Origin of the sequence: Caulobacter sp. 1776 (assembly GCF_040545685.1) — a bacterium.
Taxonomy (GTDB): domain Bacteria; phylum Pseudomonadota; class Alphaproteobacteria; order Caulobacterales; family Caulobacteraceae; genus Caulobacter.
The window spans coordinates 50,674-73,492 of record NZ_JBEPMI010000009.1 but is presented as its reverse complement, the minus strand read 5'-3'; the positions used below and the strand labels follow the sequence as shown (position 1 = coordinate 73,492).

The window sequence follows — 22,819 nt, the reverse complement described above, 5'->3', positions numbered from 1 at the left end:
TACTGTCGGGACTAGGTTCTCAGATCGACTGGGACCGCGCGCCGGGCGCGCGGGTAAGCGAAGGAGCCGCGCGGATCGCGCGGATGAGGAAAGACGAATGACCGCTAGGAAGTCGGGATTCATTGTGGGCGCCGTCGCGGGCGCGGGCGTGGCCTGCGCGGCCCTGGCCGGGGTCGGCATGCGGATGGGAACGGCGGGCGCCGCCGAGGCGCCGGTGGTCCGCGCGTCGATGGCCGGCGCGCCGGCCTTCGCCCCGCCGCCGGGCGCGCCGCTGTCGTTCGCGGACATCTTCGAAAAGGTCTCGCCAGCGGTCGTCCAGATCAACGTGACCTCCAAGGCCAGCCCGCAATCCCTGCGCATCCCGGGCCTGGAAGGCTTCGACATCGTGCCGCGCGGCCAGAAGGGCAAGCCGGTTCCGGGCCAGGGCCAGGACGACGACGGCGACACCCCCGCCACCCCGAAGCAACAGTCGGCCGGTTCCGGCTTCTTCATCTCGGCCGACGGCTACATCGTCACCAACAACCACGTCGTGGCCGACGCCGACGACATCCAGGTGGTGATGAAGGACGGCCGCGAGCTGAAGGCCACCCTGGTCGGCCGCGACGAGGGCACGGACCTGGCGGTGATCAAGGTCGTCGATCCCAAGGCCAAGGGCGCCGACTTCCCGTATGTGAACTTCGAGAACCAGGCCAAGCCGCGGGTCGGCGACTGGGTCATCACGATCGGTAACCCGTTCGGCTTGGGCGGCACGGCCACGGCCGGCATCATCTCGGCCTATAACCGCGACCTGCAGGACTCGACGTCGTCGTTCGTGAACTACATCCAGATCGACGCGCCGATCAATCGCGGCAATTCGGGTGGTCCGTCGTTCGACATCTACGGCCGGGTGATCGGCGTCAACAGCGCCATCTATTCGCCGTCGGGCGGCTCGGTCGGCATCGGCTTCGCCATCCCGGCCGACATCGCCGAGGCCACCGCCAAGCAGCTGATCTCGAGCGGCAAGGTGGTGCGCGGCTATATCGGCGTCACCATCCAGGATTTCAGCGCCGAGTCGGCCGAGGCCCTGGGCCTGAAGGACGTGAAGGGCGCGATCGTCGCCGAGCTGGTTCCGGGCGGTCCCGCCGCCAAGGCCGGCCTGCTGCCGGACGACATCCTGACCGCCGTCAACGGCGTCACCGTCGCCAACCGCTCGGAACTGACCCGCGAAGTCGCCAAGGCGCGGCCGGGCGAGACGATCCGCATGACCGTCATTCGCGACGGCAAGCCGCGGACGGTCGACGTCAAGTCGGGCACGCGTCCGGCCGAAGGCGCGCTGGGGCTGAGCGACGACGACCAGGATCAGGGCGGCGGCGCGACGCCGACCCCGGACAAGCCCGCCACCCAGCGGGTCGACGCCTTGGGTCTGACCCTGGGCGCCATCGATCCGGCCTCGCGCCAGACCTACAAGATCGACAGCGAGATCAAGGGTCTGCTGGTCACCGGCGTGAAGGGCGACAGCGACGCCGGCGAGAAGGGCCTGGCCAAGGGCGACGTGCTCGCCAACATCAACGGCGCGGCGGTCACCACCGTGGCCGAGGTCAACGCCGCGGTGGCCAACGCCAAGAAGGCCGGCCGCACCAGCGTGCTGGTCAAGATCATCCGCCAGAACCGCCCGGTCTTCGTGCCGCTGAAGATCGCGCCGTAAGACCGGCGACCATCTAAACGATCGAGCCCCGCTCCGGACCTCCGGAGCGGGGCTTTTTCGTATCTGTCCAAGGTTTAAGTTACAGCGATCCCCGAAACCGCTATCAACCGGTCAACTATCGCGCGATGGGCCAGAATCGGGAGAACGTCGATCGTTCCGCCATTCTGTCCGGCGCATGAGGGGTTGGCTTGATGCGTATTCTGATTATCGAGGACGATCTGGAGGCCGCCGCCGCCATGGCGCACGGCCTGAAGGAGGCCGGTTACGACGTCCAGCATGCGCCCGACGGCGAGGCGGGTCTTGGCGAGGCCCAGAAGGGCGGCTTCGACGTGCTGGTCGTCGACCGCATGATGCCCAAGATGGACGGCGTCACCGTGGTCGAGACGCTGCGCCGCGAGGGCGACCAGACGCCGGTGCTGTTCCTGTCGGCCCTGGGCGAGGTCAACGACCGCGTCGTGGGCCTGCGCGCCGGCGCCGACGACTACCTGGTCAAGCCGTATGCCTTCCCCGAGCTGATGGCCCGGGTCGAGGCCCTGTCGCGCCGTCGCGAAACCGGGGCCGTGGCGACCACCCTCAAGGTGGGCGAGCTGGAGATGAACCTGATCAACCGGACCGTCCATCGCCAGGGCAAGGAGATCGACCTGCAGCCGCGCGAATTCCAGCTCTTGGAGTTCATGATGCGCCACGCCGGCCAGTCGGTGACCCGCACCATGCTTCTGGAGAAGGTCTGGGAATACCACTTCGACCCGCAGACCAACGTCATCGACGTGCACATCTCGCGTCTGCGCTCGAAGATCGACAAGGGCTTCGACCGTCCGATGCTGCAGACCGTGCGCGGCGCGGGCTATCGGCTGGATCCGTAGGCGACGACGCGGCGTCGTGATAGGCTGAGGGCGATGAACAAGCTGACCAAGCCCGTTCCCGACGATGGCGAGGATTTCGGTCCGGAGCTTTCCGAGGCCGAGATGGACGCTTGGTTCGAGCGCAATCGCGACGCGCTCAACGAGTCGATCGACCAGGCCCGCCGCGAACTAGCCGAGGGCAAGGCCGAGCCTTGGGACACCGCGGAGATACTCGGTGACCTAAGGGAAGAATTCGAAAAGAACCGCAAGACCTGAATGGGGACGCCAAAGGTCGTACGCTCTGCGGAGGCGCGGAAAGACGTTCGGGATCTCTATGTCTGGATCGTGGAGGACGGCGGACTCGAACGCGCGGAACGGGTTGTCGCGCTCATCGAAGCCAAGCTTCAACGCCTGGCGAAGCGGCCCCTCTCCGGACGTCCTCGATCGGATCTGAAGGGCGATCCTCGATCCATTTCCGTGCCGCCGTGGGTGATCGTCTACGAACCCCTGGAGGGTGGGGCGGGTATTCACCTTCTCCGCATCGTCGACAGCCGCCGCGACGTCGCGGCCCTGCTTGGCAAGAAGACTTAAACCCATGCGTCTGCCGCGCCTTCTCCGCACCACGCCGTTCCGGCTGACCCTCCTGTTCCTGGCCCTGTTCGCGGCGGCGGCCAGCGCCTTCCTGGGCTACATCTACGTGGCCACGGCGGGCGAGGTGAACCGCCGGGCCCAGGCCGAGATCAGCCGCGAGTTCGAGAGCCTGGAGGCGGCCTACCGCCAGGGCGGCGTCGACGCGCTGAACCAGACCATCGTCGAGCGGGCGAGCGGCGAGAAGCCGTTCCTCTATTTCCTGGCCGACCGCAACGGCAAGCGCATCTCGGGTTCGATCGAGGAGTCGCCGGTCGCCAACTTCACGGGCGACGGCCCCGAATGGGCCAGCTTCAAGGTCACCGAGACCGACCTGGACGGCGCCGAGATCAAGGCCGCCGCCAAGGGCGTGCAGCAGCGGCTGGAGCACGGCGAGATCCTGTTCGTCGGGGCCGATGTCGACGCCTCGGAGGCCTATGTCCGCAAGATCGTCCGGGCCCTGTGGGGCGCCGGGGCGCTGGTCATCCTGCTGGGCATGGCCGGCGGCGTCCTGATCAGCCGCAATGTCAGCCGCTCGATGCAGGGCCTGGTGGACGTGGTCAACGACGTGCGGGCCGGGGATCTCCACGCCCGGGCCCGGGTGCGCGGCACGCGCGACGAATATGACGAGCTGGCCGAGGGCCTGAACGACATGCTCGACCGGATCGAGCGCCTGATGGGCGGCCTGCGCCACGCCGGCGACGCCATCGCCCACGACCTGCGCTCGCCCCTGACGCGCCTCCGCGCCCGCATGGAGGTCGCGCTGATCGACGCCGAGAACGGCAAGGGCGATCCGGTGGCGGCGCTGGAGACGGCGCTGATGGACGCCGACGGGGTGCTGAAGACCTTCAACGCCGTTCTGGCCATCGCCCGCCTGCAGGCGGCCGGCTCGGCCCCGGATCAGCGGACGTTCGACGCCTCGGAACTGGCCAGCGACATGGCCGAGCTCTACGAGCTGTCGTGCGAGGACAAGGGCCTGGACTTCAAGGCCGAGATTGTCCCGGCCCTGCCGATCAAGGGCAATCGCGAGTTCCTGGCCCAGGCCCTGGCCAACATCCTCGACAACGCCATCAAATACACGCCCGAGGGCGGGGCGATCATGCTGCGCGCCCGCCGCACCTCGTCGGGCGAGCTGGAGTTCTCGGTCACCGACACCGGTCCCGGCGTGCCCGAGGCCGACCGCGCCCGCGTGATCCAGCGCTTCGTGCGCCTGGAGAACAGCCGCAGCGAGCCCGGCGCGGGCCTGGGCCTGTCCCTCGTCCAGGCCGTGGCCGCCTCGCACGGCGGCCGGCTGGAACTGGCCGAGGGGCCGGGCGAGTACAACGGCATGGGCCCCGGCCTGCGCGTGGCGCTGCTACTGCCGCGGGTGGAGTAGGGGTGTCTCCTTCCGCCCCCTCCAGGGGGCGGATGACCGCGTAGCGGTTAGGTGGGGGCAAGTGAGCTGCGTGATCCGACGCTTGCCCCTCCGGGCCTTCGGCCCTCCTCCCCCGGAGGGGGAAGAAGGATTGGCCTACCGGTCCGCCTGAACCCAGACGATCGCGCCGGTATAGGGGTCCATCCGCGCGGCCAGGCCGGGGCGCAGGTCGTTGGCGTCAGGCCCGCGCGGGGCGATGCTCCAGACGAGGACCATGGCGATGACCGCCAGGAAGGTCATGGTCAGGAAGCCCGTGATATCGCGAACCAGGCTGGGCTCGCGGCGGTTCAGCAGCGAGACGCGCAGGATCAACGGGTGGGTCGCCCAGCCGCAGGCCAGCGGCGAGGTCGAGACGCTCAGCTGCGCCTTCATCAGGGCCTTGGCGTAGTCGGCGCGAATGTCGCTGCGCAGCGCCACCACGGTGGCGTCGCAGGCCAACTCCTGGTCGATGCGCACGAAGCGCGAGGCCAGGGCGATCATCGGATTGCACCAACCCAGCACGCCGGCGCTGGCGATGATCAGGTTGGCGATCGGGTCGCCGCGATTGATGTGGGTGCGCTCGTGCAGCTGGATCATCTCGCGCTCGCGGGCGTCGAAACGCTGGGCGAAGTCGGACGGCAGCACGATGCGCGGCCACAGGGCGCCCATCACGGCGGGCCCGGCGAGGCCCTGCTCGACGCGGCGGCGGAACAGGCGCTCGCGCAAGACCAGGATCGCCGTGGCGATGGCGCAGCCGGCCAGCCACAGCAGGATCAGCTTGCCGGCCCAGGCGCCCAGCGGCCGGGCGGGCGAGCCGATGTCCATGGTCTCGGCCAGGCTGGGCAGGAAGGCGGCGGCGGCGGCGGCCGGCACGATGGTCCACAGACCATAGGCGCGGCGTGGTCCGAACAGCTGGCGCGAGGACGGCCGCAGCAGCATGACCAGCAGCACCGCGGCGGCGGCGGCGATCTGGGCCCGGATCAGGGCGATGGCGAAGAGCTCGATCATCGTCGGAGCGGTTCCTGCCGTTTCCTCGTCGCTGATGGTTACAACTGTAAATTCCTGCGTCAAGCACTCTCGCGCGCCACCCTTGTTCCAGAAGGCCGGACGGGCCACCGTGCCGGCATGACTCGACTGCTCGACCGCCTGGCCCCCTGCGGCCCCGTCCTGGACGCCAAGGCCGCCGAGCGGGCGCACGAGGCGATCGCCAAGCGGGCGGGCGAGGCCATGGGTGTGGTCGACGCGGCCTGGAGCGCCCTGGCCCCGGTGTTCGCCGCCTCGCCCTACCTGGCCGGCCTGGCCCGCCGCGACGGTCAGCGCCTGCCGAGGATCCTGGCCGGCGATCCCGACGAAAACTTGACCATGATCCTGGCCGCCGCCGAGGCCGTCGCCGCCGAGCTGGACTTCGAGACCGCCCGCCGGGTCCTGCGCGAGCTGAAGGCCGACCTGCACCTGCTGACCGCCCTGTGCGACCTGGGCGGGGTCTGGGATCTGGACCAGGTGACCGGGGCCCTGACCCGCTTCGCCGACGCCGCCCTGCACGCCGCCCTGGCCCAGGCCGTCCGCCAGGAGGTCGATCGCGGCGCGCTCACCCACGTCGGGCAGGGCCAGGACGGCCCCGCGCCGGGCCTGTTCTGCGTGGCCATGGGCAAGCACGGCGCGTTCGAGCTGAACTATTCCAGCGACATCGACTTTTCGATCTTCTACGCGCCCGAGAAGCTGCCGATGGCGGACGGCCACGAGCCCCAGGCCGTGGCCGTGCGGATCGCCAACCATCTGGGCCGGGTGCTGCAGGAGCGGACCGGCGACGGCTACGTCTTCCGCATCGACCTGCGCCTGCGCCCCGACCCGTCCTCGACCCCGCCAGCCATCCCGGTTGACGCGGCCATGGACTACTACGAGAGCGTCGGCCAGAACTGGGAGCGGGCGGCGCACATCAAGGCCCGGATCGCGGCCGGCGACCTCGCGGAGGGCCAGGCGTTCCTGGACGGCCTGCAGCCGTTCATCTGGCGGCGCAACCTCGACTTCGCGGCCATCGCCGACATCCATTCGATCAAGCGCCAGATCCACACCTACAAGGTCGACGACCGCCTGACCGCCAAGGGCGCGGACCTGAAGCTGGGGCGCGGCGGCATTCGCGAGATCGAGTTCTTCGTCCAGACCCAGCAGCTGATCCTGGGCGGCCGCCAGCCCGACCTGCGCGGCCCCCGCACCCTCGAAGCCTTGGCCGCCCTGGCCGCCGCCGGGCATGTCACCGCCGAGGACGCCGCCTGGCTGACGCAGGCCTACAAGGATCTGCGGGCGCTTGAGCATCGCGCCCAGATGGTCGCCGACGACCAGACCCACAAGCTCCCGGAGTCCGACGCCGAGCGGAAGAAGGTCGCGGCCCTGTGGGGCCACGACAATCTGCGCGGCTTCGACGCCGCCGTCGGCAAGATCCTCAAGGGCGTCAACCTGCGCTACGGCCGCCTGTTCGCGGGCGAGGAAGCGCTGTCCTCGCGGTTCGGCAGCCTGGTCTTCACCGGCGTCGAGGACGATCCCGAGACCCTGGCCACCCTGAAGCGGATGGGCTTCTCGTCGCCCGAGCGGGTCGCGGCCACGATCCGCGGCTGGCATCACGGCCACATCGCCGCCACCCGCACCGAGCGGGGGCGCGAGCTCTTCACCCGCCTGGCCCCGCGCCTGCTGGACGCGGCCAACGCCACGGGCAGTCCGGACCAGGCCTTCAACCGCTTCGCCGACTTCTTCGCCGGCCTGTCGTCGGGCGTGCAGATCCAGTCGCTGTTCCTGGCTCAGCCGCGCCTGTTCGAGCTGATCGTCGAGGTCATGGCCTTCGCCCCGCGCCTGGCCACGACCCTGGCCCGGCGGCCGACCGCGCTGGACGCGCTGCTGGACCCGGCCTTCTTCGGCCCGATCGAGACGCCGGCCGTCGCGCCGTGGGACCCCGAGGACTTCGAGGGCGCGATGAACGCCGCCCGGCGACTGTTCCGCGACCAGAGCTTCCGGATCGGCGTACGGGTGATGAGCGGCAGCGCCGACGCGCGCGACATCGGCCGGGCCTTCGCCGAGCTGGGCGACCTGATCATCGGCGGCCTGGCCCCGGCCGCCCTGGCCGAGACCGAACGCCTGGGCGGGACCTTCCCCGGCCAGGTGGCCGTGGTGGCCCTGGGCAAGGCCGGCTCGCGCGAGATGACCGCCAAGTCGGACCTCGACCTGATGACCCTCTACGCGGCCGATGGGCCAGCGGCCCAATCCGCCCTCAAGGAGTGGAGCGCCGACGTCTTCTACGCCCGCTTCACCCAGCGCCTGGCCTCGGCCCTGTCAGCGCCGACCGGGGAGGGGACGCTATATGAGGTCGACCTCAAGCTCCGGCCTTCTGGCACCAAGGGGCCGGTGGCGGTCAGTTTCGTGGCCTTCGAGGACTATTACGAGCGCGAGGCCGAGACCTGGGAGCTCTTAGCCCTGACTCGCGCCCGGGTCGTCTGGGCCAGCTCGCCGGGGTTCCAGGCCCGGGCGGAGGGCGCGATCGCGACGGCCTTGCGCCGGCCGCGTGACTGGGTCCGGACCGCCGCCGACGTCATCGAGATGCGCGAGCTGATGGAGCGCGAGCGGCCCGGCAAGGGCGACTGGGACCTGAAGCTCGACCCGGGCGGCCTCGTCGACATCGAGTTCGCCGCCCAGTTTCTGCAGCTGGCCCACGCGGCCAAAGGCGGCCCGTTGGCCCAGAACACCGGCGAGGCCCTGGCGGCCCTGCGCGTGGCGGGCCTGGCCGACGACGGGGCGCTGGCGCGGCTGGAGGCGGCCTGGCGGCTGGAGCAGGACCTTAGCCAACTGATCAAGGTCGCGCTGGAGGACGGCGCCGACGTCGAGGCCGAGCCCAAGGCCTTCAAGGCCCTGCTGGCCAAGGCCGGCCACGTCAGCCAGTTCAAGTCGCTGAAACCCAAGCTGGCCAAGGCGAAGGCCGAGGCGCGGGCGGCTTATGAGGCGATCGTCAAGGCGCCGGGGTAGGCCCCATGTTCCGCTCTCCCCGGCGAAAGCCGGGGCCCAGATCGAACCCCGGGCGTCGAGCACGCCGGGTGAGGCCGTCGGCGCGAACACCCCAAACGCTCCGGATGAATCTGGGCCCCGGCCTTCGCCGGGGAGAGCGGTATTTTGTTTGAACCGACCCCCGACGGAATCCCGCCACCCGCGCGTTCAATGATCACTGGGACGGTCCAACCGTTTGGAGACCTCACACTGATGATCGTACGCACCCTGATCGCCGCCGGCGTCTTGCTCGTCGCCGCGGCGCCCGCTCTGGCGCAGACCGCCGCGCCAGCGGCGCCCGCTGGCGCCCCCTCCGGCATGACGCTGCAACAATTCCAGGCGGCCAACGGCGACAAGCTGTTCACGCGGCTGGACACCAACAAGGACGGCAAGATCTCGCCCGAGGAGTTCACCGCCTTCCGCAAGCAGAACGCCGAGGCCGACGCCAAGGCGGAAAAGGCTGGCAAGCGCGGCCAGAAGCTGTTCTCCCGCTTCGACGCCGACAAGGACGGTTCGTTGTCGCGGGCGGAGGCCGACAAGGTGTTGGCCTGGCGCTACAAGCGCATGGACGCCAACAACGATGGCATCCTGACGATCGAGGAGTTGCAGGCCAAGCACGGCAAGGCCAAGGTCGGGGTCTGATGGCGGCGTGCGCGGCGGGTTGAAGGTTGGCGTCCGACGGGAACGATCCCGACGAAGCCTTGCTGGCGGGGGTGGGACGGGGCGATCCGTCCGCCGTCCGCACGCTGCTGGACCGACGCCTGCCGCGCATCCTGGCCCTGGCCCGGCGCATGCTGAACGATCCGGGCGAGGCCGAGGACGTCGCTCAGGAGACCTTTCTGCGCGCCTGGAAGCAGGCGCGGGCCTGGAAACCCGGCGGGGCGCGGTTCGACACCTGGCTGCACCGAGTGGCCCTGAACCTCTGCTACGACCGGCTACGCCGCCGTCGCGAAGTGGCGACCAGCGAGCCGCCCGAGCAGGTCGACACCGGCCCGGCGCCGGACGCGGGCCTGATCGGGGCGGATCTTTCTCGGCGCGTCGAGGCGGCGCTGGCGGCTCTGCCCGCTCGCCAACGCGAGGCGATCGTGCTTTGCCATCACCAGGGTCTTGGCAATATCGAGGCCGCGGGGCTGATGGAGATCAGCGTCGAGGCGCTGGAAAGCCTGCTCGCGCGGGGGCGTCGGACGCTGAAGGCGTCGCTGGCGGATCTGCGGGGGACCGGATGAACGAGGAGGCGTGGTCATGATGTCACTCGAGCGTTTCGAGGACTTGGCCGAGATCTATGGCGGCGAGATCGCGCGCTGGCCCGAGGCCGAGCGCGAAGCCGCGCGCGCGTGGCTGTCCGCCCATCCAGAGCGCGCTTCGGCCGTGCTGGACGCGGCGTCGCAGCTGGATCGCCTGCTGGACCTGGCGCCCGCCCAGAGCGTCGACGCGGCCCTGCTGGGCCGGCTAATCGCCGCCGCCCCGCAGGCGCCCAACACCGCCCGCCGCTGGATCGCCGGCCTGGGGGCGGCCCTGGGTCTGTCGGCCGCCGCCTTCGCGGGAGTCGCGCTCGGGGTGGCGGTCGGCCGTCCGCCGGTCGAGGCGCCGATCGTCGTGGCCGAGCAGCCGGTCGTCACGGCCGTCGACACCTCCTCGGCCCTGCAGGACGCGATCGCGGAGCCTTCCGAACTATGACGTCGTCGCGTCCGTGGATGATCGCCCTGGCCGCCTCGGCGGTGATCAATGTCTTCCTGATCGGGGGCTTGGCGGGTCTGGCCTATGCGCGCCTGACCGCGCCGCCGGCTGCGCCCGTCGCGGCGGTCCCGACCCGCCCCGCCGTCGTTCCAGCTAGCCCCGCGCCGCCTCCCCAGCCGGCCGTGACCGTCGAGACTCCCCCGTCGCCCGCGGCCCATCCCGCGCCGGTGCGCGAGCGGCCTGCCCCGGCGCCCGTCGCGCCGGCTCCGCCGGTGGTGGAAGCGCCGCCGCCGGGCGACCCCGCCGGGCCGACCGCCGCCCAGCTGCGGCCGCCGCTGATCTCGGCCGGCGACATGCTCTCGCCCGAAAGCCGGCGGGCGTTCCGCATGGCGCTGAACGAGGCCAACAAGAAGAACAGGCCCCTGACCCAGCAGGCGCGGGCCGAGCGACAGGCCGCCTTGGCCGCCCTGGGCTCGCCCGGCTACGACGCGACCGAAGTGGCCAAGCGGCTGAGCGCGGCCCGCGCCCTGGACCTGCAGGCGCGCGGCAATGTCGAAGCCGCCCTGGCCGCCTACGCCGCCACCCTGACCCCCTCCGAGCGCACGATTCTGGCCGACGGCCTGGCGCGGGTCTATGCTCCGATCGCGGCGCGCCGCGCGGCGATGGCGGGACCGAACTGATTTTCGCCCTCTGTTTTTTGGCCCACGCGTAACCAAAGGGCGACGCGGTTCGTATCTAGGGGTGAACCCCTTCGGAGCGTCTCCATGCTGATCCGCCACGCCGCCGACCTGACCGACAACGACGTCACCGACCACGGCCTCTATCTGAAGCGCCGAACGCTGATGGCGGGGTTGGCGGGGGTGGGCCTGGCGGGCGCGGCGGCGGGCGAGGCCAAGGCCGGTCTGGCCTTCACGAAGGGCTTTTCGACGACTGAGAAGGCGACCTCGAAAGAGGACATCACCACCTACAACAACTTCTACGAATTCGGCGTCGACAAGGGCGATCCGGCCGAGAAGTCGGGGAACTTCAAGCCGCGACCGTGGACGGTGCGCATCGACGGCGCCTGCGAGGCGCCGCGCACGGTTGGGATCGAAGACCTGATCAAGGGGAACAGGCTGGAGGAGCGCATCTATCGCATGCGCTGCGTCGAAGGCTGGTCGATGGTGATCCCCTGGGTCGGCTTCCCGCTGAAGGACCTGATCGCCTCGGTGAAGCCGACCTCGAAGGCCAAGTTCGTCGCGTTCGAGACCGTGATGCGGCCTTCGGAAATGCCCGGCCAGGGGTGGAACACACTGGACTGGCCCTATCGCGAGGGCCTGCGGATCGACGAGGCCATGCACCCGCTGACCTTGATGGCGGTCGGGCTCTATGGCGATGTCCTGCCCAACCAGAACGGCGCGCCGCTGCGGCTGGTCGTGCCGTGGAAGTACGGCTTCAAGGGCGCCAAGTCGATCGTGCGCATCAGCCTGGTCGAGAAGCAGCCGACCACCGCCTGGAACAAGCTGGCCCCGCGCGAATATGGCTTTTACTCGAACGTCAATCCGGCCGTGGATCACCCCCGCTGGTCGCAGGCCACCGAGCGCCGCATCGGCGAGTTCCGCCGCCGGGAAACCCTGCCGTTCAACGGCTACGGCGAGTATGTGGCGGAGCTCTACAAGGGCATGGACCTGAAGAAGAACTTCTGATGGCGGCCATCCATCCTGTCATCCCGGCCGGAGCGCGTCGCGCGGAGAGCCGGGACCGCCGCATGCGCCGGCATTTCCGGCGGTCCCGGATCGCCTCTTCGAGGCGTCCGGGATGACAGGGACGCGCAAACGCCCCTCCAAGCTCCGGGACAACCTGATCTACGCGCTCGTCTGGCTGGCCTGTTTCGCGCCGCTGGTCTGGCTGGCGTGGAAGGGGTTCAACGACCAGCTGGGCGCCAATCCGATCGAGGCGCTGATCCGCCAACTGGGCGTCTGGGGCCTGCGGCTGCTGCTGGTCGGCCTGGCGATCACGCCGGCGGCGCGGATCCTGAAGATGCCGAGGCTGGTGAGGTTTCGCCGGACCGTCGGTCTGTTCGCCTTCAGCTACATCGTGCTGCACCTGTGCAGCTATATCGGCGTCGACCTGTTCTTCGACTGGAACCAGCTGTGGAAGGACATCCTCAAGCGGCCCTTCATCACCTTGGGGATGCTGGGCTTTACCCTGCTGATCCCGCTGGCGATCACCTCGACCAACGGGTGGGTGATCCGCATGGGCCGGGCGGCGTGGAGCCGGCTGCACCGGCTGATCTATCTGATCGTGCCGCTAGGGGTCGTGCACTACTACCTGCTGGTCAAGGCCGACCACCGGCCGCCCCTGATCTACGGCGCGATCCTGGCGGTGCTGCTGGGGTGGCGGGTGTGGGGCGCCTGGAGCCGGCGTCCCACACGCTAGCGTTTTCCTACTTCGCCACGCTCTTGGCATAGGCCTGGGCCCCGGCCACCAGGCGCAGGACATTGCCGCTCCAGATCGCCTGGATGTCGGCGTCGCTGTAGCCCTCGGCCTTCAGGCGAGCGGTGATCTTGGGCAGGTCGGCCACGTCCTCCAGGCCCTCGACGCCGCCGCCGCCGTCCCAGTCGGCCCCGACGCAGACGCCCTTGGGCCCGGCGATCTTCAACGTATGCAGCATGCTGGACATGAAGGTGTCGAAGTTGGCGCGAACGGGCGGATACTGCTTGTCGACCGCGGCCTTCTTCAGCATCCAGGCCTTCACCTCGGCCTCGGTCCCCTCCTCGGGCGGCCTGCCGAGGGCTTCCAGCGCCGCCTTGCGTTCGGGGCTGGCCGCGCCGTTGATCAGATAGACCGAGTTGATGCAGACCGCGCCGCCGCTCTCGGCGATCTTCTTGATCAGGCCGTCGTTCAGGTTGCGCGGGTGGTCGAAGATCGCCCGGGCGCCCGAGTGCGAGGCGATGATCGGGGCCTTGGACAGCTGCACCGACTGCTCGACGACGTCGTCGCTGGCGTGGCTGACGTCCACGAGGATGCCCAGGCGGTTGGCCTCGGCCAGCCAGCGCAGGCCCAGCGGCGAATAGCCGTGCCAGATCGGCTTGTCGGTCGAGCTATCGCCGAACTGGTTGTTCTTGAAGTGGACCGGCCCGGCCATGCGCACGCCGGTCTGGTAGAAGGTTTGCAGCAGGGTCAGGTCCTCGCCGATCGGCCAGGAGTTCTCGATGCTCTGGAAGGCGAAGGTCTTGCCGGCCTTGTTGATCCGCGCGGCGTCCTCGGCGGTGTAGGCCAGCTCGAACTGGTCGGGATGGGCGGCGACCATCTCGCGGATCTCGGTCGCGCGCTCCAGGGCGAAGTCGCGGGCCTTGCGATAGCCTTCGGCCGTCAGCTCACCCTGGCTGGTGTAGATCACGAAGAAGCCGCCATCCAGACCGCCGGCCTTCATGCGCGGCAGGTCGACCTGGGTGCCGTCCTCGGTGACGACGTGGCGATCCATCATCGACCAGCCCGAGCGCTTGAAGTGCTCGGGCGTGTCCAAGTGCGTGTCGAGGGTCAGGAAGCCGTCATGCAGCGTCTTGATCGCCTTCGTAACGCCACTGGGGGGAACGTCGCCGGGCTTGTCCACGGGCTTCTTGTCGGCGGCGTGCGCCGGGCCGGCCAGCAGGGCGGCCGAGCCGAGGAGAACGGTGAGCAGGCGACGCATAGGAGCACTCCGGAGGAATTGGGCGCGGTCAAGCTCTGCGCTGAGTTGTGGCCCGTCAAGGCCATCCGCCAAATTCGCTCATCCCCGCGGAAGCGGGGACCCAAGCTGACTTCAGGAGGTTCTCGGCGCCGTTCTTGTGAGCCTCCAACACCGCTTGGGTCCCCGCCTTCGCGGGGATGAGCGGGGGAGTGGAATCACATCAGCCCCAGCGCCTTGAAACTGGCCACGCCCTCCCGGCCGACCACCAGGTGGTCGTGGACGGCGATCTTCAGCGCCTTGCCGGCCTCGACGATCTGCTTGGTCATGTCGATGTCGGGCCGCGACGGGGTGGGGTCGCCCGAGGGGTGATTGTGCAGGATGATGATGTTGCTGCTGGAAAGCTCCAGCGCCCGGCGCATCACCTCGCGCGGATAGACTGGCGCGTGGTCGACAGTGCCGCGGTTCATCACCTCGTCGGCGATCAACTGGTTCTTCTTGTCCAGGAACAGCACCCGGAACTGCTCGCGCGACTCGTTGGCCAGGGCGACGCGGACATAGCCCAGCAGGGCGCTCCACGACGAGATGATCGGACGCTTGACGATCTTGTCGCGCCCGGCCCGCAAGGTGGCCTCGTGCAGCAGCTTCAGGTCCATGGCCGCCGCCTCGCCGACGCCGGGCACGGTGGCCAGCTCCTCGATCGTCGCGCCCAGCACCGCGCCCAGCGACCCGAACCGGGTCAGAAGGGCCTTGGCCAGCGGCTTGACGTCGCCGCGCGGATAGGTGCGGAAGAGATAGAGCTCCAGCAACTCGTAGTCGGGCAGGGCGACGAAGCCGCCGAGCTTGGCCCGCTCGCGCAGGCGCTCGCGGTGGCCGGCGTGATGGGCGTGGGCGGAGGGTTTCTTTCGCCGGACCGGCGCCGGCTCGTCCGGCTCGTCGGATACGGCCAAGGATGTGACGCTGACCATGTCGCCCTCGACTCTGAGAGAGTAGTAGGGATTATCGCGTCATGGTTGTCTAGGGGGTTGGATGCTCCTCCGCGATGCGGGGAGCATCTCTGATCCAGCTCACCCCAGGATCGGCGGCTGGAACAGCCCGGCCGGCGAGGCGGTGAAGACCTCGTAGCCGTCCTCGGTCACGCCGATCGAGTGCTCGCACTGGGCCGACAGCGACTTGTCGCGGGTCACGGCGGTCCAGCCGTCGTTCAGCACCTTCACGGCCGGCTTGCCCAGGTTCACCATCGGCTCGACGGTAAAGAACATGCCCGGCTTCAGCACCGCGCCCTGGCCCGGACGGCCGAAGTGCAGGATGTTCGGGGCGTCGTGGAACACCTTGCCCAGGCCGTGGCCGCAGAAGTCGCGGACCACGCTGCAGCGCTGGGCCTCGACATAGGACTGGATGGCGTGGCCGATGTCGCCCAGGGTCGCGCCGGGCTTCACCGCGTCCAGGCCGCGCTTCATGCCCTCGTAGGTGATCTCGACCAGGCGGCGGGCGCGGGGGCCGACCTCGCCGACGCCGTACATCCGCGAGGTGTCGCCGTGCCAGCCGTCGACGATGACGGTCACGTCGATATTGACGATGTCACCTTCCTTCAGGGACCACTCGCCGGGGATGCCGTGGCAGACCACATGGTTGCGCGAGATGCAGACCGTCTTGGGATAGCCGCGATAGTAGAGGCAGGCGGGCAGGGCCTTGTGGTCGAGGATGAACTCGCGGGCCAGCGTGTCCAGCGCGTCCGACGACACGCCCGGCTGGACGTGCGGGATCAGCATGTCCAGACACTCGGCCGCCAGCTTGCCGGCCTTGCGCATGCCCTCGAAGTCTTCCGGCTTGTGGATCTTGATCTGGCCCGTGCGGGTCTCGGCTTCGATCTCGAGGGCGTTGTCCAAGGTCATGCTCTACTCAGCGGTCGCCGCCGCGGCCAGCGGCGATCAGGTCAAACGAAGGGCGTATGTCGCGATCATAGCACGGATTTTCAACGCCCGCGCGCCCACAACACCCTCAAGGCTGGCGGTTGATCCGTCGCACGGTGTCGGTCGCGGGACGGACCTCCTTGACGAAGGTGGCGTCCAGGGTCGTCGGCTTGTCGCGGCGCACGTGGCAGACGCCCGTATAGCGCGTCACTCGCCCGCTGGGCTTTTCCGTCACGTCGGCGGTGAATTTGACGTCCCACTCGCCTGGCCGACCGGCCGGCACGGGGTCCATCTCGTTCGAGCTGATGCTGTTGACCGCCTTCAGGCCGAAGCGGTCCTCGAGCTCGCTGGCGCAGGCCTTGAACGCGAAGACCGCCCGCAGGCCGGTCATGAAGCCGCTCTCGGGCTTGCTGGGATCCGTCCGCCCGCAGCTGGAGAGGGCGAGCGCCATGACGGCGACAGCCAGGACGGTCTTCTTCATGCGATCCCCTCACGCGCGAGCCAGCGCATGGGTAACCGACACCACGGCGATTGCAGCTTAAATCGCTGTTAGGTGAGCGTTGGTCCACAGGATGCGTCGCGCGATCCGGATGGTCTCCTTGCTCATCGCGCACGCGTAGACCAGCACCTCCACGCCCGCCTTCGCCGCCGCGTCGAGTCCCCGCGCGAAGGCCGGGTCAAGGTCGGCGCAGGCGCTGAAGGTCTCGCAGTCCTCGCGCTGGACGACGAACAGCACGACGGCGCGGTGGCCTTCGGCCACCTGGGCGGCGAGGTCGAGAAGGTGGCGGGTCGAGCGTTCGGCCTTGCAGTCGGGGAATTCGGCCAGGCCCGGCGTGCGGCTGAAGTGGCAGTTCTTGACCTCCAGCCAGCATGGCGGCCGGTCCGGGTGGGTCAGCAGGAAGTCGACGCGGCTGGCTTCCGCGTACTTCACCTCGGGCCGGATGGTTTGATAGCCGGCCAGCTCCGGGATCGCGCCTTGCGCCAGGGCCTCGGCGACCAGCCGGTTGGGCAGCAGGGTGTTGACGCCAACCAGCGCATTGCCCTGCTCAACGCATTGCAGCGTCCAGGCCAGCTTGCGCTTGGGATCGTCCGACCACGACACCCAGGCGCCTTGGCCCGGCTCGCGAAGGCCCAGCATGGCGCCGGGATTGGGGCAATGGGCGGTGATCTCGCGGCCATCATCCAGGACGAGGTCGGCGAAGAACCGCTTGTAGCGGCTGACCAGCCGGCCACGAACGAGCGGTTGCGGGAGCAGCATGCGGGGCCTAGATCGGGAGGGCAAGAACAAGCGATGTAAGGGATCGAGCGGATGGCGACCACTCAAAGTGGGAATGGCGAGCGCGTGACGGCCGCCGTGATGATCATCGGCGACGAGATCCTCTCGGGCCGCACCCAGGACGTGAACCTCTCGGCCATCGCCAAGTATCTGGCGACCTACGGCGTCGACCTGTGCGAGGCGCGCGTGGTGCCCGATATCGAGCAAGAGATCATCGACGGGGTCAACGCGCTGCGGGCCCGCTACGACTACGTGATCACCACCGGCGGCATCGGCCCGACCCACGACGACATCACCGCCGACTCGATCGCCAAGGCGTTCGGCGTCACCGCGCCGGAACATCCCGAGATCATGGCCATGCTGCGCGAGCGCTGGGGCGAGCCGAATGTCGCCCGCCGCCGCATGGCCCACGTGCCCGAGGGCGGCAGCCTGGTGAAGAACCCGGTCCAGGGCCCGCCCGGCTTCCAGAAGGACAATGTCTTCGTCCTGGCCGGCGTGCCGGCGATCATGCGCGGCATGCTGGAGGACGTCGGGCCGCGCCTGCGCACCGGCGCGGTGGTGCTGGCCAAGACCGTGCGGGTCACCGGCACCGGCGAGGGCGCGATCGCCGCGCCGCTCGAGGCCGTGGCCAAGGCCCATCCGGACATGTCCTTGGGCAGCTATCCGTTCTTCGCGCCGCCGGACGTCTACGGCGCCAACCTCGTCCTGCGCGGCCGAGACGCCGAGGAGCTGGACGCGGCGGTCGCCGAACTGATCACCGCCCTGACCGAGGCCGGGGCCAGCAACATCGAGCTGCTGGCGGAGGCGGGGTAGGGCGGCTACCGACGCTTCCTGCAGTTCACAAGGGCGGGAATGACGGTGAGAATTTGGCGCGTCGATCACGTACCGATCCACCGAAAGCCCTATTCCTCCCCCGCCACCGCCTTGGCCAGGTCCACCAGGTGCTTGCGCATGCCGGTCGACTGGATCGCGGCGTAGGCGCGGGCCAGGTCCGGGCCGCCGGGCAGCGACCAGAAGTCTGCCATCTCGTTGGCCAGATCGGCGGCGGTGGTGTCGGCGCCTTCCGGATCGTCCAGGCCTTCGAAGAAGAAGCCGATCGGCGTCTTCAGGAACATCGCCGTCGCGTGCAGCTTGCTGGCGCTGATCCGGTTGGAGCCGCCCTCGTATTTCTGGACCTGCTGGAAGGTCAGGCCCAGCGCGTCGGCCAGGGCCTGCTGGGAATAGCCCAGGTCCTTGCGGCGCATGCGCAGGCGGCGGCCCACGTGGATGTCGACGGGGTCGGGGGTCTTGTCTTCGGCCATGATCTTACTCGAACGCAACGGGTGGGGGAGGAAGCGGCTCATCGGGCGGCCGCGCGGGAACGGGTCAGGGTCGCCATGCCGACGGCCAGGCACGCCACGGTGGCGAGGCTCCAGACGCCGAGGGCGACGATGTAAGGGGCGGCCTGGATCTTGGGATCGATGATCATGGCCCCGTGGGTGGCGACGCCCAGGAGGTGAAAACCGCTCGCGGCCAGCAGCCAGCGCCGGCGAAAGACCAGGGACAGGCCGACTAGCACCGCCAGCAGGGCGAGGTCCACGCCGAAGGTGGCCCACTGGATGTCCTTGAAACGGCGGTCCAGGACGAACGAAGTGCCGATCCAGGCGGCGACCATCGCCGCGGCGGCCAGGCGTTCGGGCTTCTCGCCGCGCCAGAGGGCCCAGCCGCAGACGAGAAGCATCAGGGCCAGCGAAATCTGGCCGATCAGCTGATGAAACACGGCGGCCTCCGTCCTGCGTGACCGCCGTGATCCTGATGAGAGTCGACGCGTCTAGGAACGCCGATTTCTCTAACCGGCGCTTATTCCCCTACCGCGCGTAGTCGCCCGGTCTGCTCTTCCACTGGTGGTTTGTCTTGCACCCCGAAGGCGACGTGGCGCAGGCCGACCCGGTCGCGGACCTGGGCGAGGCCGCCATGGGCCTTGACCAGGGCGCGGCGAGCCTGAAGCAGGTGGGCCATGGCGGCGTTGACATCCTCCATCACCTCCTGGCCGTAGACGGCCGAAAGATTGGCCTCGGCGCGGGCGCTGGCCAGCAAGCCGGCGAACTGGGCCATGGCGCCGAAGGTGGTCTCGACCGCGGTCTCGACGGCGAACAGTTCCTGGGCGACGCGCGCCCCGATGATCTTGCGTTGCATGCAAGGTGCTCCCGGCGCGCCGGCGTGCCCCGGCGCGTCGCTGTCTCGTTCGATTGTCAGGAAGCTCAGCGATGGTGGGCGAAGACGCGCCACAACCAGTCCTGCACGGCGATCAGGAAACTATGCGCCGCCATCAGCAGGCCGCTGATCAGGATGGCGGCCACGATGGCGAATAGCGCCATCACGGCCAGATTCGAGACGGGCCCTAGGTCATGGTTGAGCCTCCCTCGCCATCCAGGCGGGGGGCTTCGTCCAGCAGGATCGCCACCACGATCAAAAGTTCGCGCAAGACCATCTCGGGCGGCTTGCCGGCGCTGGCCCGTTTCAGGGGACGCAGCATCGCCGCCACCTCTTCCGAGGTGCAGGGCGAAAGGTCGGTAAGCTGTCGCTGAAGGTGTTCCCACGTCATCCTCGGCAGATCGTGTCTCGTCCCCGGCAGCGGCGGGAACCGCGTCCGGAAGCGTCGGGTGTCGACCGCCTGGCGAGACGCTTCGCGGATCGCGGGCGTCATCACCGGTGTCGGGTCCGTATCGTTGGCTGGCGCCTGTCTCATGCCGCTCCCCCTTGCCGTCGTCAGGGGAGGGCGCTCGAGGCTCCAGCGTCAGTGGGGATGTTTCGTAGGCGGGAAAATCACTATGTCCCGGGCCGCCGCTTTGGGCTTCCTGGGCCGCGGTCAGCAGCCGCGCGGCCTCGCGCCGGGTCGCCACGCCCAGGCGCTCGCAGGCCTTGCCAATGCGTACGTCGACGCTAGCCGGCGAGATGCCCAGCCGCTGGGCGATTTCCTTGGATGAAAAGCCGCGCCCGACCATGGTCAGGCATTCGCGCTCGCGCGGCGTCAGGCGGGCGACCCGCTCGATCGGCGATGGGGCGACATCGGCCATGCCGATAGGCTACGCGAGTCGGCCGGGCTGAGCATCAGGCCTCGCTCGAACGGCGAAGCTGGCGAGGCCAAGCATTGGTAGGGACGGTGGGACTCGAACCCACACGGATTACTCCAACGGATTTTAAGTCCGGCGCGTCTACCGATTCCGCCACGTCCCCGTCTCCTCGACCCCATAAGCCATCGATCGGCCGGGGTCGAGGAGGGGGAGGCGGCATTCGCCGGCGCCAGGGGGTTAGCGCGCGCGGGCCTGGCGGTCCAGGGCGCGGGCCTGTTCGTCGGTGACCTCATATTCACCGGTTCCACCGACGGTGGCCGAGACGTTCGACGCGGCGCCCCCGGCCGAGGCCGCGCCGGAACCGCGCCGCGCGCCGTTCTGCAGCCAGTCGATGTAGAGCAGGCGATCGGCGGATTCGAGGCCGGCGTCGAAGCTGCGGCTGCGCCAGCCCTGCTCCATGACCGTGCCTTCGCCTTCGGCGGCCAGCGCCTGATATTGCGTCTTGGCGGTTTCGAGGCGCCCGGTGCGCTGGTAGCCGGTGGCCAGATTGAAGCGGTTCTGAATCGTGGGCGCGGCCGCGACCACGCGTTTCTGCTGGTTGGTGGCGATCCAGTTGTCGCCCTGGGCCATGTTGTAGAGGGCCTTGTCCGACAAGGTCTGGACGTCCGATTGGGCCAGGGCGGCGTGTGCGCCGCCAAACGTGAGCGTGCCGATCGCGGCCGCGATAAGAACAGCTTTGCTATTCCTCATGGTGAAGTCTCCGTAGGTTTTGCCGCTTCGGGGTGTGCGCGGTGAAGTTTCTTAAGCGAAACTGTGGGAATAGCGGAGATGTCGTGTATTGGTTCCGTTGATACTAATTCAATATCATTGCAGAGCTTGTCATTGCGTGATCCGAAGGCGCCCGCGGCGTCGCGAAGACCACCGCGAGGGTTTCAGCGCTCAACGTCCGGTTTCGACGCGGATGGACAGGTCGTAACTTGACGTATCCCTTCTCACCCCGCCCTATCGCCGCGTTTTCGTGACTTAGAGGGTGTCATGCGTCTTTTCGTGTCCGTCGCTTTGCTGTCCCTGGCGCTGGCGACGTCTGTTTCGGCTCAAGCAATGTCCGCGGCTAATACCGAGCAACCGGCGGCGGCCCCGACTGAAGTGGCGCCGCTTGCGGTCGACAAGAAGAAGGACGCCGTGGTTTGCCGCAAGGAGATCCCGACCGGCAGCCAGTTCCCGGTGAAGGTCTGCACGACGGCGGAACAGCGCAAGGCGCAACGCGGCGCGGCCCAGCGCGCCCAGGAAACGATGCAGTCGGGCAGCCCGGTCACCCCGAACTGAGGCTCGACGCCCGGCGAGGCCGTGATAGCGTCCCCGTGCTCAAGTTTGGACGGGGACGGATCACATGGGTAAGGGGATCAAGGCCGCGGCGCTGGTCGCGGGTCTGGCGATGGCCGGCGCGGCGAGCGCCGCCGAGGTGGAGGCGGTCAGCGCCGCCCGCCTGCTGGACGTGGCCGGCGGCAAGTATGTCGACAACCCGCTGGTGATCGTCACCGACGGGCGGATCACCAGCGTCGGCAAGAAGGGCGACGCCGTTCCGGCCGGGGCCAAGGTGGTCGATCTGCCGGGCGCGACCCTGCTGCCCGGCCTGATCGACATGCATACGCATATCGACGGCCTGGCCGAGATCGGCGGCTATAACAGCCTGCAATACAGCGACCGCTTCTGGAGCGTGGTCCAGGTGGCCAACGCCAAGAAGACGCTGGACGCCGGCTTCACCACCATTCGCAACGTCGGCTCGGCCGACTTCGACGACGTGGGCCTGCGCGAGGCGATCGACGCGGGTTATGTGATCGGGCCCCGTATCGTCACGGCGACCTACGCTATTGGCGCGACCGGCGGCCACTGCGACTCGACCTTCTTCCCGCCGTCTATGGACGAGAAGAGCCCCTACAACATCGACAGCCCCGAGGAGGCCCGCAAGGTCGTTCGGACGCTGAAGAAGTACGGCGCCCAGGTGATCAAGATCTGCGCGACCGGCGGCGTGTTCTCGCGCGGCGACGAGCCCGGCCAACAGCAGCTAACCCAGGATGAGATGCACGCGGTGGCCGATGAGGCCCACATGGCGGGCCTGAAGGTCGCCGCCCACGCCCACGGCGCGGCGGGCATCCGCGAGGCGATCAAGGCCGGCATCGACACCATCGAGCACGCCAGCCTGGTCGACGACGAGGGGATCAAGCTGGCGGTCCAGCACGGGACCTACTTCTCGATGGACATCTACAACACCGACTACACCCAGGCCGAGGGCAAGAAGAACGGCGTGCTGGAGGACAACCTCCGCAAGGACCGCGACATCGGCGAGATCCAGCGCCAGAACTTCAAGAAGGCCCTGAAGGCCGGGGTGAAGATGATCTACGGCACCGACGCCGGGGTCTATCCGCACGGCGACAACGCCAAGCAGTTCGCGATCATGGTCCGCTATGGCGCGACACCGCTGCAGGCGATCCAGGCCGCGACCCTGACCGCCGCCGAAGCCCTAGGCTGGAGCAAGGATGTCGGCCAGGTGGCCGTCGGCCGCTATGGCGACATGATCGCGGTGGCGGGCGATCCGCTGGCCGACGTGACGACGCTGGAAAAGCCGGTGTTCGTGATGAAGGGCGGGGCGGTGGTGAAGCAGCCGTAGGGGGCGGCGGC

26 protein-coding genes, 1 tRNA gene and 1 pseudogene are annotated in these 22,819 nt (G+C 68.9%); 15 read left to right on the top strand and 13 right to left on the bottom strand.

All coding sequences use genetic code 11. The features are described 5' to 3' along the window. Positions 1-97: 97 nt before the first annotated feature. The 5 genes from ABIC66_RS22795 (at position 98) to uczS (ending at position 4,528) form a co-directional block, all read left to right on the top strand. Positions 98-1,684 (top strand): Do family serine endopeptidase, encoded by a 1,587-nt coding sequence (locus ABIC66_RS22795; protein WP_354073415.1) that lies wholly within the window; start codon positions 98-100, stop codon positions 1,682-1,684. 191 nt (positions 1,685-1,875) lie between these two features. Next, the gene (uczR, locus tag ABIC66_RS22790) at positions 1,876-2,547 is read left to right on the top strand and encodes a two-component system response regulator UczR (protein ID WP_354073413.1); all 672 of its coding nucleotides are present in this window, start codon (positions 1,876-1,878) and stop codon (positions 2,545-2,547) included. A gap of 33 nt (positions 2,548-2,580) precedes the next feature. Beyond that, entirely contained in the window at positions 2,581-2,802 is a 222-nt protein-coding gene (locus ABIC66_RS22785) for a hypothetical protein (RefSeq protein WP_354073411.1), read from the top strand. Continuing rightward, positions 2,803-3,117 carry a type II toxin-antitoxin system RelE/ParE family toxin gene (locus ABIC66_RS22780; protein WP_354073409.1) on the top strand — a complete coding sequence of 105 codons (315 nt, stop codon included), beginning with the start codon at positions 2,803-2,805 and terminating at the stop codon, positions 3,115-3,117. A 4-nt stretch (positions 3,118-3,121) separates the two neighbouring features. Next, positions 3,122-4,528, top strand: coding sequence for a two-component system sensor histidine kinase UczS (uczS, locus tag ABIC66_RS22775; RefSeq protein ID WP_354073407.1), 1,407 nt, complete (start codon positions 3,122-3,124; stop codon positions 4,526-4,528). Between the two features lie 135 nt (positions 4,529-4,663). On the opposite strand, the gene ABIC66_RS22770 is transcribed toward uczS, so the two are convergent. Next, positions 4,664-5,554: a M56 family metallopeptidase gene (locus tag ABIC66_RS22770; RefSeq protein ID WP_354073405.1), complete on the bottom strand. Its 891-nt coding sequence runs from the start codon at positions 5,552-5,554 to the stop codon at positions 4,664-4,666. 117 nt (positions 5,555-5,671) lie between these two features. Between ABIC66_RS22770 and ABIC66_RS22765 the strand changes: the two genes are divergently transcribed. From ABIC66_RS22765 to msrQ, 7 genes are all read left to right on the top strand, one after another. Then, positions 5,672-8,554, top strand: coding sequence for a bifunctional [glutamine synthetase] adenylyltransferase/[glutamine synthetase]-adenylyl-L-tyrosine phosphorylase (locus ABIC66_RS22765; protein ID WP_354073403.1), 2,883 nt, complete (start codon positions 5,672-5,674; stop codon positions 8,552-8,554). Positions 8,555-8,785: 231 nt separating this feature from the next. Beyond that, complete coding sequence (locus ABIC66_RS22760; RefSeq protein WP_354073401.1) at positions 8,786-9,214, top strand: EF-hand domain-containing protein; 429 nt, start codon at positions 8,786-8,788, stop codon at positions 9,212-9,214. A gap of 26 nt (positions 9,215-9,240) precedes the next feature. Continuing rightward, complete coding sequence (locus tag ABIC66_RS22755) at positions 9,241-9,798, top strand: RNA polymerase sigma factor (RefSeq protein WP_354073399.1); 558 nt, start codon at positions 9,241-9,243, stop codon at positions 9,796-9,798. 16 nt (positions 9,799-9,814) lie between these two features. Continuing rightward, positions 9,815-10,249, top strand: a complete 435-nt coding sequence (locus ABIC66_RS22750) for a hypothetical protein (RefSeq protein WP_354073397.1) — start codon at positions 9,815-9,817, stop codon at positions 10,247-10,249. Further along, a complete protein-coding gene (locus ABIC66_RS22745; protein WP_354073395.1) occupies positions 10,246-10,929 on the top strand; it encodes a periplasmic heavy metal sensor in 684 nt (227 codons plus the stop codon). The genes ABIC66_RS22750 and ABIC66_RS22745 overlap by 4 nt, the downstream gene beginning before the upstream one ends. 84 nt (positions 10,930-11,013) lie before the next feature. Continuing rightward, positions 11,014-11,934 carry a protein-methionine-sulfoxide reductase catalytic subunit MsrP gene (gene msrP / locus ABIC66_RS22740; protein WP_354073393.1) on the top strand — a complete coding sequence of 307 codons (921 nt, stop codon included), beginning with the start codon at positions 11,014-11,016 and terminating at the stop codon, positions 11,932-11,934. Between the two features lie 112 nt (positions 11,935-12,046). Next, on the top strand, positions 12,047-12,667 hold the full coding sequence (gene msrQ, locus ABIC66_RS22735; RefSeq protein WP_354073391.1) for a protein-methionine-sulfoxide reductase heme-binding subunit MsrQ: 621 nt from the start codon (positions 12,047-12,049) through the stop codon (positions 12,665-12,667). A gap of 7 nt (positions 12,668-12,674) precedes the next feature. On the opposite strand, the gene ABIC66_RS22730 is transcribed toward msrQ, so the two are convergent. The 5 genes from ABIC66_RS22730 to sfsA form a co-directional block, all read right to left on the bottom strand. Next, complete coding sequence (locus ABIC66_RS22730) at positions 12,675-13,922, bottom strand: dipeptidase (RefSeq protein ID WP_354073389.1); 1,248 nt, start codon at positions 13,920-13,922, stop codon at positions 12,675-12,677. Between the two features lie 194 nt (positions 13,923-14,116). Beyond that, positions 14,117-14,866, bottom strand: coding sequence for a RadC family protein (gene radC, locus ABIC66_RS22725; protein WP_354073387.1), 750 nt, complete (start codon positions 14,864-14,866; stop codon positions 14,117-14,119). A 99-nt stretch (positions 14,867-14,965) separates the two neighbouring features. After that, positions 14,966-15,793 carry a type I methionyl aminopeptidase gene (map, locus tag ABIC66_RS22720; RefSeq protein ID WP_354073385.1) on the bottom strand — a complete coding sequence of 276 codons (828 nt, stop codon included), beginning with the start codon at positions 15,791-15,793 and terminating at the stop codon, positions 14,966-14,968. Between the two features lie 106 nt (positions 15,794-15,899). Beyond that, entirely contained in the window at positions 15,900-16,292 is a 393-nt protein-coding gene (locus tag ABIC66_RS22715; protein WP_354073383.1) for a hypothetical protein, read from the bottom strand. Between the two features lie 57 nt (positions 16,293-16,349). Then, entirely contained in the window at positions 16,350-17,069 is a 720-nt protein-coding gene (gene sfsA / locus ABIC66_RS22710) for a DNA/RNA nuclease SfsA (RefSeq protein ID WP_354073381.1), read from the bottom strand. Between the two features lie 51 nt (positions 17,070-17,120). Here sfsA and ABIC66_RS22705 point away from each other — a divergent pair, with 51 nt between their 5' ends. Further along, entirely contained in the window at positions 17,121-17,900 is a 780-nt protein-coding gene (locus ABIC66_RS22705) for a competence/damage-inducible protein A (RefSeq protein WP_354073379.1), read from the top strand. An 89-nt stretch (positions 17,901-17,989) separates the two neighbouring features. Here ABIC66_RS22705 and ABIC66_RS22700 read toward each other — a convergent pair whose 3' ends face one another. From ABIC66_RS22700 to ABIC66_RS22670, 7 genes and pseudogenes are all read right to left on the bottom strand, one after another. Then, positions 17,990-18,388, bottom strand: a complete 399-nt coding sequence (locus tag ABIC66_RS22700) for a helix-turn-helix domain-containing protein (protein WP_354073377.1) — start codon at positions 18,386-18,388, stop codon at positions 17,990-17,992. Between the two features lie 38 nt (positions 18,389-18,426). Next, complete coding sequence (locus ABIC66_RS22695; protein ID WP_354073375.1) at positions 18,427-18,846, bottom strand: hypothetical protein; 420 nt, start codon at positions 18,844-18,846, stop codon at positions 18,427-18,429. An 80-nt stretch (positions 18,847-18,926) separates the two neighbouring features. Then, entirely contained in the window at positions 18,927-19,262 is a 336-nt protein-coding gene (locus ABIC66_RS22690; RefSeq protein WP_354073373.1) for a hypothetical protein, read from the bottom strand. Between the two features lie 205 nt (positions 19,263-19,467). Beyond that, positions 19,468-19,815, bottom strand: coding sequence for a hypothetical protein (locus ABIC66_RS22685; protein WP_354073887.1), 348 nt, complete (start codon positions 19,813-19,815; stop codon positions 19,468-19,470). Positions 19,816-19,951: 136 nt separating this feature from the next. Beyond that, positions 19,952-20,143: pseudogene (locus ABIC66_RS22680) on the bottom strand (helix-turn-helix domain-containing protein); the annotation flags it as partial. A 75-nt stretch (positions 20,144-20,218) separates the two neighbouring features. Then, positions 20,219-20,303 (bottom strand) — tRNA-Leu (locus ABIC66_RS22675). Between the two features lie 74 nt (positions 20,304-20,377). After that, complete coding sequence (locus ABIC66_RS22670) at positions 20,378-20,890, bottom strand: hypothetical protein (RefSeq protein ID WP_354073371.1); 513 nt, start codon at positions 20,888-20,890, stop codon at positions 20,378-20,380. 285 nt (positions 20,891-21,175) lie between these two features. Here ABIC66_RS22670 and ABIC66_RS22665 point away from each other — a divergent pair, with 285 nt between their 5' ends. Further along, on the top strand, positions 21,176-21,466 hold the full coding sequence (locus ABIC66_RS22665) for a hypothetical protein (protein WP_354073369.1): 291 nt from the start codon (positions 21,176-21,178) through the stop codon (positions 21,464-21,466). A gap of 64 nt (positions 21,467-21,530) precedes the next feature. Further along, positions 21,531-22,808, top strand: a complete 1,278-nt coding sequence (locus ABIC66_RS22660; RefSeq protein ID WP_354073367.1) for a Xaa-Pro dipeptidase — start codon at positions 21,531-21,533, stop codon at positions 22,806-22,808. Positions 22,809-22,819 lie beyond the last annotated feature (11 nt).